Below are 14,113 nucleotides of genomic sequence, written 5' to 3'. Positions count from 1 at the left end.
ATTATATATTTTTTATTATATATAAATAATTATGTTAATCATGAGGTTAAAATAAACACAAAAGCGATTGACCTGCGTATTTTCCGAAATAATTACAGACTAAAAATCTATTTTAGGATTAACCTCACGGTATGATTTTCGTTAAATCACAGACAAGAGGATTTATCTGATAGAACAATGCCGACTTATAGTCGGCATTGTTATTAAGGTTATTTAATCAATCGTGCTATGTATTAATTGCCGAATACGATGTACATATCGGCATCAACCTGTAGGCCTGATAAGACGCGACCGCGTCGCATCAGGCACCGGTTGCCGGATGCGGCATAAACGCCTTATCCGGCCTACGTAGCGGCATCAGACATGCACGATGATTAACCGCGCCACGCCTTATAGCGGTTAATCAGACCATTGGTCGAGCTATCGTGGCTGCTGATTTCTTTGTCATCTTTCAGCTCCGGCAGAATACGGTTCGCCAGCTGTTTACCCAGCTCAACGCCCCACTGGTCGAAGGTGAAGATGTTCAGGATCACGCCCTGAGTAAAGATTTTGTGCTCATACAGCGCAATCAACGCCCCCAGGCTGAACGGGGTGATTTCGCGCAGCAGGATGGAGTTGGTCGGACGGTTACCTTCGAACACTTTAAACGGCACTACATAGTCGAGCGTCGCCGGATCTTTACCCTGATCGCGATATTCCTGCTCTACCACTTCGCGGGATTTACCAAAGGCCAGAGCTTCGGTCTGAGCAAAGAAGTTAGACAGCAGTTTCTGGTGGTGATCAGAGAGCGGGTTATGGGTGATAGCCGGCGCGATGAAATCGCACGGCACCATTTTGGTTCCCTGGTGGATCAGCTGGTAAAACGCATGTTGCCCGTTTGTACCCGGCTCACCCCAGATAATCGGGCCAGTCTGGTAATCCACTACGTTACCGTTACGGTCAACGTATTTGCCGTTGGATTCCATATTGCCCTGCTGGAAGTACGCCGCGAAACGGTGCATATACTGGTCATACGGCAGAATCGCTTCAGTTTCCGCGCCAAAGAAATTGTTGTACCAGATGCCGATCAGCGCCAGCAATACAGGCAGGTTTTTCTCGGCTGGCGTGGTGGAGAAATGCTTGTCCATCGCATGTGCGCCGGAAAGCAGTTCAACGAAGTTATCAAAGCCGATGGAGAGAACAATCGACAGACCAATCGCTGACCACAAAGAGTAACGGCCGCCGACCCAGTCCCAGAACTCGAACATGTTGGCGGTATCAATACCAAACTCGCCAACGGCTTTCGCATTGGTGGAGAGCGCCGCAAAGTGTTTCGCAACGTGCTTCTCATCACCGGCCGCTTTCAGGAACCAGTCACGCGCGCTATGGGCGTTGGTCATGGTTTCCTGAGTGGTGAAGGTTTTAGACGCCACCAGGAACAGCGTGGTTTCAGGGTTCACTTTTTTCAGCACTTCTGCGATGTGAGTTCCGTCAACGTTAGAAACGAAGTGCATATTCAGGTGATTTTTGTACGGACGCAGTGCTTCGGTCACCATGTACGGGCCGAGGTCAGAACCGCCGATACCGATGTTCACCACGTCGGTGATTGCTTTGCCGGTATAACCCTTCCACTCACCGGAAATAATCGCTTGCGAGAAGGTTTTCATCTTCTCCAGCACCGCGTTGACTTCCGGCATTACGTCTTTGCCATCAACCAGAATCGGCGTATTGCTACGATTACGCAGCGCCACGTGCAGCACGGCGCGGTTTTCGGTGCGGTTAATCTTCTCGCCAGAGAACATCGACTTAATCGCGCCAGCCAGATCGCACTCTTTCGCCAGATCCTGCAATTTCGCCAGAGTTTCTTCGGTGATGCGGTTTTTGGAGTAATCCACCAGCATCTGATCGTCGAAGGTTGCGGAGAACTTAGAAAAACGATCGCCATCTTTAGCAAAAAGATCGGCGATCGTAACGTCTTTCATTTCATCGAAGTGTTTCTGTAGTGCCTGCCAGGCAGCGGTCTGCGTTGGATTGATGTTTTTCATTAGCAATACTCTTCTGATATTGAGAATTGTGACTGTGGAAGATTGTAGCGCCAGTCACAGAAAAATGTGATGGTTTTAGTGCCGTTAGCTCAGCTAACTACTGAAGAGGATAAAAAGTATAGACGTTATAAGCACAATTTCTGACCATGCCCGCTGCATGAATAATCCGCATAATCCCGGCGTTGACACACTCCCCTACACCTTTTATTTATAAATACGGTCTGCGCCTGCACCGGTTTCTATTTTGCCTTTGTGCCAAGGTCGCTTCTTTCATTCCCTGACACGAGGTTGTTATGCCCGATATTGTTGTCTCCAAATTTGGTGGTACTAGCGTGGCTGATTTCGACGCCATGAACCGCAGCGCCGACATTGTGCTTTCTGATGAGAATGTTCGTTTAGTTGTGCTTTCTGCTTCTGCGGGGATTACTAACCTACTTGTTGCACTGGCTGAAGGTCTGGAACCGGTTGAGCGTTTCGAAAAACTCGATGCTATTCGCAATATTCAGTTCGCCATTCTGGAGCGCCTGCGTTACCCGAACGTCATCCGTGAAGAGATTGAACGTTTGTTGGAGAACATTACCGTTCTGGCCGAAGCGGCGGCGCTGGCAACATCTCCGGCTCTGACGGATGAACTGGTTAGCCACGGCGAACTGATGTCTACTCTACTATTTGTTGAAATCCTGCGCGAACGCGATGTCCAGGCGCAGTGGTTTGATGTGCGTAAAGTGATGCGCACCAACGACCGGTTTGGTCGCGCGGAGCCAGATGTTGTTGCACTGGCGGAACTGTCTGCGTTGCATCTGACTCCACAGCTCAGTGAAGGTTTAGTCATCACCCAGGGCTTTATTGGTAGCGAAAGTAAAGGGCGTACTACAACACTTGGACGTGGCGGCAGCGATTATACGGCAGCCTTGTTGGCGGAAGCCTTACACGCATCTCGCGTTGATATCTGGACTGACGTCCCTGGCATCTACACGACCGATCCGCGCGTGGTGCCGGCAGCAAAACGCATTGATAAAATCGCTTTTGAAGAGGCCGCTGAAATGGCGACCTTTGGCGCGAAAGTGCTGCATCCAGCGACGTTGCTGCCCGCAGTGCGCAGCGATATTCCGGTGTTTGTCGGTTCCAGCAAAGACCCACGTGCTGGCGGTACGTTGGTGTGTAATAAAACCGAAAATCCACCGCTGTTCCGTGCACTGGCTCTGCGCCGTAAACAAACGCTATTAACCCTGCACAGCCTGAATATGCTGCATTCCCGTGGCTTCCTCGCGGAAGTTTTCGGTATCCTCGCGCGGCATAATATTTCGGTGGATTTAATTACTACGTCCGAAGTGAGCGTGGCATTAACTCTTGATACGACTGGTTCAACTTCCACTGGCGATACATTGTTGACGCAATCACTGCTGATGGAGCTTTCGGCGCTGTGCCGCGTGGAAGTGGAAGAAGGCCTGGCACTGGTGGCGCTGATTGGTAATGACCTGTCAAAAGCCTGCGGCGTCGGCAAAGAAGTATTTGGCGTGCTGGAACCGTTCAACATCCGCATGATTTGCTACGGCGCTTCCAGCAATAACCTGTGCTTCCTGGTGCCGGGTGCTGATGCGGAACAGGTGGTGCAGACATTGCATAGTAATTTGTTTGAGTAAACGACCAGTACAGGTGAATAGCGAGCCACGTCGCTATTCACCATGCCTGATCAATTACGAATTACTACGGCGCTGTTGCTTTTCCGCATGTACGCGTTTCACTATCTTATAAATCCATTGCAGCGTCAGATTATATTTCTTCGCTAATTCGGCGTAGTTGCGACCATCGCACTCGCTATAGATTTGGTAGTCACGCTCCGACGCCCGTCCAGAGATCCCTTTCGGGAAATAAATGCTTTGCCCCCCCAGTTACGCATCATTCGGTCAGCAATGGCAAAGCCCACATTTTCCGCCGATGAGCTGTCGAGATTGATGCTCTCAATCAGAACTTGCGATGCATGAAACGCCAGGTCGTTAATGATCTCCGGTGTCCGGGCCATCTCTTTTGATTTTCGTATCATTTTTCATCTCCATATATCTTGCATCCTGTATAAGACCCGATGCGTGTAAAACCACGGATATACGCTAAGCAGTTATCATTACTGCCACTCAATACATTCAACAAACAAATAAACAACCAAAGAGTTACCTTTGTTACTCTGCATCACTACGCGATCGCGGCGTTCGGGGAAAGATAATGCCTTTACCGCCAGATAAGTGGGATATGCTGCCGCTCCAGGCCTGCCTTCAGGACGTGGAAACGTTTTTCCATAAACATGATGGCAAAAAATACGACTGGCGCGGAGCCTTAGGAATTATCACCGGCAATAAAGAACAGTGCGATCGCCTGTTTTGCAGTGAATTTTGTGCTGAATTCCTGCAATTAAAAGATAGCTGGCGATACTCACCAAATCACTTGTATGCCTTAGTAAGTAGCTGGCAATCCCATCCTTAAATCACACCGGGCACAATGCCCGGTTCCTTATATACGCTAAATAGCCTATACGGACACCTCCCCGGTGCAAGCACGGTTAGACAGAGAAAATGGTCTCTGCGCCTTACCCCGAAAGGGCTGACCGAAAATGGAGAACTATTCCGCTTGGCTATTTAGAATTAGGTATAACATATTTATAAAAAATATCATCCCAAACAAAGCATTCACGTGAAGAATAAAAGCAATTTTTAAACATAAATATATTGCGTTATAAATCACTTCAAATATAGTTTGTCCTTTTGATACCCTCATAGACGATGCGAGGAAACAGCGTGTTTACTATCTCACTCCTCTGGAAAAGTAAGGTTATCACTAATAAAAATGAGTCAGATAACACGTTGCCGCTGGCACGCCACAAAGATAGAGGCTTAAGTAGGATAACATTCACATACTATGCATATACACTGATTCCTCATTTGCTTATAAAAATTCAATAAAGCAAAATAACAATAGAAAGGATAATACGTCATGGTTGATAAAATAATTTTCACTGTTACGCCAATTTTTTCCATTCCTCCACGTTGCGCAGCTGCTGTAGAAACCTGGATTTATCAGGTTGCTAAGATGACAAGAATACCGAATAGAATTGTTTGTATAAAAGAAGAAGGTTATTCTGATATCACCACTGTCAGTGAACGATGCTCAATTCATCGCATCGGGTTCAGTCGAATTTATAAACGCATATTTCAGAAATTGACGCGTATAGATCCCCTGCCTTATTCTCAACGAATTTTGAATGTCGCTAACGATTTCAATATTACGGATAACAGTGTAATCGTTGTACATAATAGCATGAAATTATATCGCCAGATTCGTGAGCGTTCACCTCATGCAAAAATAGTGATGCATATGCATAACGCTTATGAGCCAAAAGGAATGGATGATAATGTCAAAATGCTCGTCCCCAGTAACTATTTAAAAGACTATTATCAGGGGTTTCTTCCTGATGCAGATATCGCTATAGTCCCAAATGGAACAGATCCATATAATACGGATAAGCACCATGTAAAAATCAACAGTTCTGAACTGAACATCCCCCCTGAAAAGAAGATTGTATTTTATGCGGGAAGAATATCTCCTGAAAAAGGATTGATGTTACTTTTACAGGCGTTTGAACTACTCATCAGAACCCGTGATGATATAGAACTGGTTGTTATAGGGGATTATGCGAGCAAAAGTAAGGGGGAAAAAGGAATTTACCAAAAGAAAATTCGAGAATTAGCAAAACAACTAGGTTCACACTGCCATATGTTAGGAGGTGTCGCTCCTGAGGAAATGCATCGCTATTATTCTTTGGCTGATTTAGTTGTTATTCCATCTCAATTTCAGGAGCCATTTTGTATGGTGGCAATAGAAGCTATGAGCGCAGGTAAACCTGTACTGGTGAGTACTCGAGGTGGAATGATAGAATTTGTAAAAGATAAAGATACTGGCTATCACCTGCAAGAGCCGATGACACCAGAAACGATTGCTGTGGATATAGAAAAAACACTTAACAATCCTGATTTACTTAGTATTGCCCATCACGGAAAACAATTTGTCCTAGAAAATTATTTATGGTGGCAAGTTACTCACAAGTTTGAAACTGTAATTAGCAATTGGTTTGACTGTTCTAATTAGAACTTTAGTGACGAATTTTATTTTGAAAAAAATATTACTGATATGGATAAAAACAATACCGGGCTGTATGCCCGGTATATTACTGTTTATCCTAAAATCACAACCAGATCTGAAGCCACGAATTAAAAGAAACAGTCAAATGGATAATTTTTTCAAAAAAAAACATCCTGACTCATTCTCCTATTCTGCTCTGGGGTAAATTCCCGTACACTGAACATTCTGGCTCACTGAGGGCACCATCATGGCACTCCCCCGTATTACACAAAAAGAGATGACCGAGCGTGAACAGCGCGAATTAAAGACGCTACTGGATCGGGCGCGTATTGCGCATGGTCGTGTGTTGACCAATGCCGAAACCAACAGCATTAAAAAAGAGTACATTGATAAGCTGATGGTTGAGCGTGAGGCTGAGGCGAAAAAGGCCCGCCAGTTGAAGAAAAAGCAGGCTTACAAACCGGACCCTGAAGCGTCATTCAGTTGGTCGGCAAATACATCGACGCGCGGCAGACGCTGATTAACGCCCTTTTTTCTTCCGCCCCGGCGAGGTGAAACGCTTACCGTTTGATGCCGGGCGACTCCCTTTTTCCGCCGTTTTTTCCATCTTCACCACCGGGCGCTTGATACCCGCCGTTTTCGGTTTGGCCTTCGCTTTGGGTTTTGCCTCGGAAGAGGAATTTTCGATGAGCTTAAAAAGATCGATGAGTTCATCGTCAGTTAAATCGCGCCACTCGCCCAGTGGAATGCCGCTTAAGCTGACGTTCATGATGCGTGTGCGTTCCAACTTCTTCACTTCGTAGCCAAAGTGCTCACACATGCGACGAATCTGTCGGTTCAGCCCCTGCACCAGGGTAATGCGAAAGACAAATGGCGCTTCTTTTTTGACTTTGCATTTTTTGGTCACCGTCCCGAGGATCGGCACGCCTGCGCCCATGCCACGAATAAATTCATCGGTAATCGGTTTATCCACCGTCACCAGATACTCTTTCTCATGGTCATTACCCGCACGGAGGATCTTATTCACCAGATCGCCGTGATTGGTGAGGAAAATCAGTCCCTGAGAGTCTTTATCCAGGCGACCAATCGGGAAGACGCGTTTACTGTGATTAACGAAATCGACAATGTTATCTCGCTCGCCATCTTCGGTGGTGCTGACAATGCCAACAGGTTTATTCAGGGCGATAAGCACTAAATCTTCGGCTTCCCGTGGCTCAATCAGTTGACCGTTTACTTTTACAACGTCACCGGGTTTCACCTGATCGCCAATGGTGGCACGCTTGCCATTAAGGAACACATTGCCTTGCTCGATATAGCGATCCGCTTCGCGGCGTGAGCAAATTCCGCTTTCGCTGATGTATTTATTTAAACGGACTGATGAGTCGGGCAGCATAAATTCTCCTGTAAAACGCGGAATATACCGTACCTCCTCCTCCTGAAAAACAGGATTTATGCGGGATACGATAAGTTACGTGCCAGCATTAATAGCCGTTTAATAGAAAATCGATAGCATCACGCAGTACGATTCGCTGTTGACTAAGATCAGCTATACGTTCTCCCAACTCTTTTAGCGGTATTCCTGTCATCATATGAGTCATCACCATGTGGTCCAGGCCAGCAATTGAAACCACCGGACAAACTTTTACCGGCGGTTTACCGCCAGGTAGCTGATCAAGTCGGATCGCCGGAGCAACAATGGCATGCTTTAATACATTGGCGACAGGATGTTGGAGATTGATGAGATAAGGATAAACATGCCGCCCACTCCCCAGGTTTTCATAAGCACAATATTGCTCCATTAGAATGACCTTTGGTAATCGCTAAATGAACCGTTCTCATCCACCCACTGATTAACTGCGTCGACGGATTCTTTGTTTTCTCGCAACCAGGTTTCTCTGTGATTCTGACGTATTTTTTCCAGTAACGCTTCGGTTAATACCGCCGAGAGATTGAGTTTGAGTTTACGTGTCTCTTCCAAAATCTCTGGTGGCAGCGAAACATTGACAGATTTTTTAACCTTCGACATTGTGCGCATAATTCCCTCCATCATGATGCGCATACTCTGTCTAAAAGTAGCGTAATTAGCGAGCATTTTTCCTCCAGTTCCCTTAGAAATTTGTCGAAAAATACCTCTGTCGCGAATACCTGTCACGCCTGATCATTCAAACTTGCGAGGCGCTTTCCAGAAGCAATACACGACATCGTGAGCCATGTCAGTAAGTGGTGAAATTCGCGGTGATAGCATGGCTCCCGTGATTTCTTACTAACCGGAGAAGTAATGGAACTGCTTTTATTGAGTAACTCGACGCTGCCGGGAAAAGCCTGGCTGGAACATGCGCTGCCGCTGATTGCTGAACAGTTGCAGGGTCGCCGTTCAGCGGTGTTTATTCCTTTCGCTGGCGTAACGCAAACCTGGGATGATTACACCGCCAAAACGGCTGCGGTTCTCGCTCCGCTGGGTGTTTCTGTCACCGGTATTCATAGTGTTGCCGATCCTGTTGCCGCGATTGAAAATGCGGAAATCGTGATTGTCGGCGGTGGCAACACTTTCCAGTTACTGAAGGAATGTCGTGTGCGCGGTCTGCTGGCACCAATTGTTGACGTGGTGAAACGCGGCGCGCTGTATATTGGCTGGAGCGCAGGTGCTAACCTCGCTTGCCCAACTATCCGCACCACCAACGATATGCCGATTGTCGATCCGCAAGGTTTCGATGCGCTAAATCTGTTCCCGCTGCAAATCAACCCGCACTTCACCAACGCGCTGCCGGAAGGCCACAAAGGTGAAACACGCGAGCAGCGTATTCGCGAACTGCTGGTGGTTGCGCCAGAGTTGACGATTATTGGTCTGCCGGAAGGTAACTGGATCACGGTGAGTAAAGGTCACGCTACGCTGGGCGGCCCGAATACCACCTATGTGTTTAAAGCGGGTGAGGAAGCAGTACCGCTGGAAGCCGGGCACCGTTTTTAAGTAAATTGCCGGATGCATTATCCGGCATCTTGTACACAATGCCTGATGCGACGCTTGACGCGTCTTATCAGGCCTACAGGGTTCCTGTATTAATACTCGTCCCGCCCCTCATCTTCATCTGGCTGTTCCAGCACGCTGTAAGCCACCGAACAAAACAGCGAGTTCAGACGCTGCATATCTCCCAGCAAGCCTAAATGTAACGAACTGGTTTCAATACTCTGCACGTTTTGCTGATGCAAGCGATCGACGTGAGCGTGGGAATAACGGCGATTAAGAATGCGAAAACGATGCTTACTGCGGCGTAAACGACGGGCGCTGGTGACATCGCCAGAGAAGAAAACCGACATAGCCAGCTTTAAATTGCTGAGCAATTGCTCATAGAGCGCATCCAGTTCCTTCAACCCATCAATCGAAAATGCCCGCCGCGCTGCCAGCGATTTGTCAGCAATTTCGCTGCCCATACGCTCGACAATATCGGAAGCCTGTTCCAGATTGAGCGCCATTTCAATGATTTCCGCCCAGCGACGAGACTCTTCCTCCGCCAGTTCCTCTTTTGGCATCCGCGCCAGGTAAAGTTTAATCGCGGTATATAACACGTTGATATCATCCGCCAACTTGCGCAGCTCTTTCTCTTCACGAGGCGCGCCGTGCATCACTTTATTCAGCCCTTCCATCATCTGTTCCATTGCGTCACCGATGCGCAATGTTTCGCGCGCCGCATTGGCCAGGGCGAGCGTTGGCGTATCCAGCGCGCTAACGTCCAGATGTTTCGGTTTCAGATGGGCGTCCAGTTCGGGTTCATCGCGAATAATCGTTTTGCAAAACCGCGCCATCGGGTCAACAAATGGCAGCATTACCAGACAGCGCACAAGGTTGTAGAAGACGTGGAAATAGATAACCAGTTCCGCTTTTGGCAAAGGCAGTTTATCCATGGATTCAGCCAGAACATGGACAAACGGCAGGATAATCAGGCTTCCCACCAGCTTAAACAGCAGGCTACCCAGCGCCACGCGACGTGCAGCGGCATTGGCGGCACTGTTGTTGAGCATCGCCAGCAGGCCGGAGCCGAGGTTAGCGCCGATGACCAGGCAGAGCGCCACCGGGAAGGAGATAATGCCTGCGGCGGTCAGGGTGGCGGTCAGCAGTACGGCGGCAAGACTGGAGTAACTGATAATGGCGAACATCGCGCCAATCAACGCATCCAGTAAAATATCGCCAGTCAGCGAGGCAAAGATCACCTGAACGCCGTTAGCCTGGGTGATCGGCGTTACTGCCTGCACAATCAACTCCAGTGCCAGCAAAATCAGCCCAAGACCGATACCGACGCGCCCCAGTTGCCCGGCGCGCGACTGTTTGCGTCCGAGGAAAAAAATCACGCCGATAAAAATAAGTAACGGTGACAGCCAGGATAAATCGAAGGTAAGAATACGCGCCATTAGCGCCGTCCCGACATCTGCCCCCAGCACAATGACCAACGCGGGTGCAAGGGCAACCAGATCCTGAGCGACAAACGACGTCACCAGCATGGTGGTGGCATTACTGCTCTGTACCAGTGCGGTAACGCCTATCCCCGCGCAAAAGGCGAGCGGCTTCTTTTCGACGCTCCGGCTGAGGACGGTACGCAGGCGCGCACCGAAGACGCGCATTACGCCGGTACGAACAATATGAGTCCCCCAGACCAGCAGGGCGACGGCAGAAAGCAGGTGAAGCAGTGTTAACACGAGTTCAGGTTCTCCTTATCGTTATATACTCCTGAAACAGATACCGAAGGGGGCAAGCTGCGCTTTTCCGGTTCGATATAAGACCAGTATAAGTGTTTCATATTAATAAAGAGACAGGGCACTCATTGAGCGCCCTGTTTGTTGTAAGGAAAAGTGACAGATTTGTGAATCAGTCCGCGTCATACCCCAGATTCGGCGCCAGCCAGCGTTCAACATCAGCAACGCTCATGCCTTTACGGCGGGCATAGTCTTCCACCTGGTCGCGCTGAATTTGCGCCACGGCGTAATACTTGCTGTCCGGGTGGCTGAAATACCAACCCGAAACTGAAGCACCAGGCCACATCGCGAAAGATTCCGTGAGTTTCATGCCGGTGTGTTTTTCCACTTCCAGCAGCTCCCAGATGGTGGCTTTTTCCGTGTGTTCCGGGCAGGCTGGGTAGCCTGGTGCCGGGCGGATTCCCTGATAGTTTTCGCGGATCAGCTCTTCATTGCTGAGGTTCTCGTTCGGCGCATAACCCCAGTAAACTTTACGTACCCGCTCATGGAGATACTCCGCAAAGGCTTCAGCCAGACGGTCGGCAAGGGCTTTCACCATGATTTTGTTGTAATCATCGTGCTGCGCTTCGAACGCTTCTGCCAACGCGTCCTCTTCCAGCCCGCCAGTCACGGCAAATGCGCCAATGTAATCCGCTTTACCAGAAATCTTTGGTGCCACGAAATCCGCAAGGCAGTAGTTGGCGAAGCCAGTTTTTTCCGTCTGTTGGCGTAGATGGTGGCTGACGTTGATCACATGGGTGCGTGTTTCGTCGCGGTAGATTTCAATGTCGTCGCCCACACGGTTTGCCGGGAACAGACCAACCACGCCGCGTGGATTCAGCGTTTTTTCGGCGCTTAATTTATCCAGCATGTCATTGGCGTCTTTAAACAGGCGTTTCGCCTCAACGCCTACCACTTCATCTTCCAGAATGCGCGGATACTTCCCGGCCAGCGACCAGGTCATAAAGAACGGCGTCCAGTCGATGTAATTACGCAGCGTTTCGATGCTGGCTTCGACTTCCTGCACGCCGAGACGGTGTGCCACCGGCGGCGTGTAAGCCTGCCAGTCAAAAGCGAAATCGTTATCACGCGCCGCTTCCAGCGTGACTGGTGGCGTGCGCGGTTTCTTGCGCCCGTGCTGAATACGCACGGTTTCGTACTCTTTGCGGGTACGAGCGACAAAGTCATCACGCTGAGTATCGGAAAGCAGCGCCGCCACGACGCCAACGGTGCGTGAAGCGTTCTGCACATACACCGTCGGGCCGCTGTAGTTCTGCTCGATTTTCACCGCCGTGTGCGCTTTTGAGGTCGTCGCACCGCCAATCAATAGTGGAATAGTAAAGCCCTGACGCTCCATCTCTTTCGCCACGTTAACCATTTCGTCCAGCGACGGCGTGATCAGCCCCGAAAGGCCAATCAAATCGGCATTCACTTCTTTGGCAGTGCGGAGAATTTTTTCCGCAGGCACCATCACGCCGAGATCGACAATTTCGTAGTTATTACATTGCAGCACCACGCCAACGATATTTTTACCGATATCGTGGACGTCGCCCTTCACGGTGGCGATCACCATCTTGCCGTTGGTTTTGCCCTGCTCTTTGCTGGCTTCAATAAACGGTTCGAGATACGCCACCGCCTGCTTCATTACGCGCGCCGATTTGACCACCTGCGGCAGGAACATTTTTCCTTCGCCGAACAGATCGCCGACCACGTTCATGCCGTCCATCAACGGGCCCTCAATCACTTCAATCGGGCGCGTAGCCTGCTGGCGCGCTTCTTCGGTGTCCTGTTCGATAAACTCGGTAATGCCTTTGACCAGCGAATATTCCAGACGTTTATTCACTTCCCACGAGCGCCACTCCGCCTGCTGGGCGTTAGCGGTGTCGTCGGTTTTGCTGCCGCGATATTTCTCGGCAAGCTCCAGTAAACGCTCAGTGCCATCGTCGCGTCGGTTGAGGATCACATCCTCCACCGCGTCGCGCAGCTCGGCGGGTAGATCGTCGTAAATTGCCAGTTGCCCGGCGTTGACGATCCCCATATCCATACCGTTACGGATGGCGTAGTAGAGAAACACTGCGTGAATAGCTTCGCGTACCGGATCGTTACCACGGAACGAGAAGGAAACGTTGGAAACGCCGCCGGAAATCAGCGCGTGCGGCAGTTCGCGTTTGATGTCTTCACACGCGCCGATAAAATCCTGCGCGTAGTTGTTATGCTCTTCAATGCCAGTTGCGACCGCGAAGATGTTCGGGTCAAAGATGATATCTTCCGGCGGAAAGCCAACCTCTTCGGTGAGGATTTTGTACGCCCGACGACAAATCTCGATTTTCCGTGCGCGGGTATCAGCCTGTCCCTGTTCGTCAAAGGCCATCACCACCACTGCGGCACCGTAACGACGCAACAGTTTCGCGTGATGGATAAAGGCATCGACGCCCTCTTTCATTGAGATAGAGTTAACAATGCCTTTGCCCTGAATACACTTCAGACCTTTTTCAATGACCTCCCATTTTGAGGAGTCGATCATAATCGGCACGCGAGCGATATCCGGTTCACCCGCAATCAGGTTGAGGAAACGCACCATCGCCGCTTCGGCGTCGAGCATCCCTTCATCCATATTGATATCGATAATCTGTGCGCCGTTTTCCACCTGCTGACGCGCCACGTCCAGCGCCTCGCTGTATTTCTCTTCTTTGATCAGGCGTTTGAACTTAGCGGAACCGGTGACGTTGGTGCGTTCACCCACGTTCACAAACAGGCTATCGTCGCCAATGTTCAGCGGCTCCAGGCCTGATAAACGGCAGGCTACGGGGATCTCCGGCAATTTGCGCGGCGCTAATCCTTCTACTGCACGGCTCATCGCCGCAATATGTTGAGGAGTAGTGCCGCAGCAACCGCCGACGATATTCAGGAAGCCCGCTTCCGCCCATTCGCGAATCTGCTTTGCCATCGTGTCAGCGTCGAGATCGTATTCACCAAAGGCGTTAGGCAGCCCGGCGTTCGGGTGCGCAGTGACGTAACATTCTGCTATACGCGACAGCTCCTGAACGTACTGGCGCAGTTCGTCTGGCCCCAGTGCACAGTTGAGGCCGAAAGTCAGGGCTTCGGCATGGCGCAGAGAGTTGTAAAACGCTTCAGTGGTTTGCCCGGAGAGCGTGCGCCCGGAGGCGTCGGTAATGGTGCCGGAGATCATAATCGGCAGTTCAACGCCCAGGGCTTCAAACTCCGTTTTCACC

The 14,113-nt window shown here is 49.8% G+C and carries 10 protein-coding genes and 2 pseudogenes; 5 read left to right on the top strand and 7 right to left on the bottom strand.

The features are described 5' to 3' along the window. Nucleotides 1–374: 374 nt before the first annotated feature. Nucleotides 375–2,024 (bottom strand): glucose-6-phosphate isomerase, encoded by a 1,650-nt coding sequence (pgi, locus tag EQY_RS0115075; protein ID WP_000789996.1) that lies wholly within the window; start codon nt 2,022–2,024, stop codon nt 375–377. 293 nt (nt 2,025–2,317) lie between these two features. Here pgi and lysC point away from each other — a divergent pair, with 293 nt between their 5' ends. Beyond that, nucleotides 2,318–3,667, top strand: a complete 1,350-nt coding sequence (gene lysC / locus EQY_RS0115070) for a lysine-sensitive aspartokinase 3 (protein WP_001112912.1) — start codon at nt 2,318–2,320, stop codon at nt 3,665–3,667. Nucleotides 3,668–3,721: 54 nt separating this feature from the next. Here lysC and EQY_RS0115065 read toward each other — a convergent pair. Next, a pseudogene (locus EQY_RS0115065) lies at nt 3,722–4,068 on the bottom strand (Mor transcription activator family protein). A gap of 125 nt (nt 4,069–4,193) precedes the next feature. On the opposite strand from EQY_RS0115065, the pseudogene EQY_RS0115060 reads away from it, so the two are divergent. From EQY_RS0115060 to EQY_RS0115050, 3 genes and pseudogenes are all read left to right on the top strand, one after another. Continuing rightward, nucleotides 4,194–4,502: pseudogene (locus EQY_RS0115060) on the top strand (hypothetical protein); the annotation flags it as partial. Nucleotides 4,503–5,009: 507 nt separating this feature from the next. After that, nucleotides 5,010–6,161 (top strand): lipopolysaccharide N-acetylglucosaminyltransferase, encoded by a 1,152-nt coding sequence (locus EQY_RS0115055; protein ID WP_000227795.1) that lies wholly within the window; start codon nt 5,010–5,012, stop codon nt 6,159–6,161. 241 nt (nt 6,162–6,402) lie between these two features. After that, entirely contained in the window at nt 6,403–6,675 is a 273-nt protein-coding gene (locus tag EQY_RS0115050) for a YjbD family protein (protein ID WP_001207630.1), read from the top strand. Here EQY_RS0115050 and rluF read toward each other — a convergent pair whose 3' ends face one another. From rluF to EQY_RS0115035, 3 genes are all read right to left on the bottom strand, one after another. Beyond that, a complete protein-coding gene (gene rluF / locus EQY_RS0115045; protein WP_000936363.1) occupies nt 6,676–7,548 on the bottom strand; it encodes a 23S rRNA pseudouridine(2604) synthase RluF in 873 nt (290 codons plus the stop codon). 88 nt (nt 7,549–7,636) lie between these two features. Next, a complete protein-coding gene (locus tag EQY_RS0115040) occupies nt 7,637–7,954 on the bottom strand; it encodes a CcdB family protein (RefSeq protein ID WP_000438801.1) in 318 nt (105 codons plus the stop codon). Beyond that, the gene (locus EQY_RS0115035) at nt 7,954–8,247 is read right to left on the bottom strand and encodes a type II toxin-antitoxin system CcdA family antitoxin (protein WP_000880799.1); all 294 of its coding nucleotides are present in this window, start codon (nt 8,245–8,247) and stop codon (nt 7,954–7,956) included. The genes EQY_RS0115040 and EQY_RS0115035 overlap by 1 nt, the downstream gene beginning before the upstream one ends. 186 nt (nt 8,248–8,433) lie before the next feature. On the opposite strand from EQY_RS0115035, the gene pepE reads away from it, so the two are divergent. After that, nucleotides 8,434–9,123 carry a dipeptidase PepE gene (gene pepE, locus EQY_RS0115030; protein WP_000421753.1) on the top strand — a complete coding sequence of 230 codons (690 nt, stop codon included), beginning with the start codon at nt 8,434–8,436 and terminating at the stop codon, nt 9,121–9,123. 89 nt (nt 9,124–9,212) lie between these two features. Here the strand turns inward: pepE and EQY_RS0115025 are convergent, their stop codons facing one another. Both EQY_RS0115025 and metH read right to left on the bottom strand, forming a co-directional pair. Further along, complete coding sequence (locus EQY_RS0115025) at nt 9,213–10,844, bottom strand: Na/Pi cotransporter family protein (protein WP_000956836.1); 1,632 nt, start codon at nt 10,842–10,844, stop codon at nt 9,213–9,215. Between the two features lie 169 nt (nt 10,845–11,013). Further along, nucleotides 11,014–14,113, bottom strand: a 3,100-nt coding sequence (gene metH / locus EQY_RS0115020) for a methionine synthase (protein ID WP_000322441.1), incomplete at its 5' end; no start/stop codon positions are given.

Source organism: Escherichia sp. TW14182 (assembly GCF_000208525.1).
GTDB lineage: Bacteria > Pseudomonadota > Gammaproteobacteria > Enterobacterales > Enterobacteriaceae > Escherichia > Escherichia ruysiae.
Note: the sequence above shows the minus strand (reverse complement) of the source record. Positions and strands in the feature narration are given on the sequence as shown.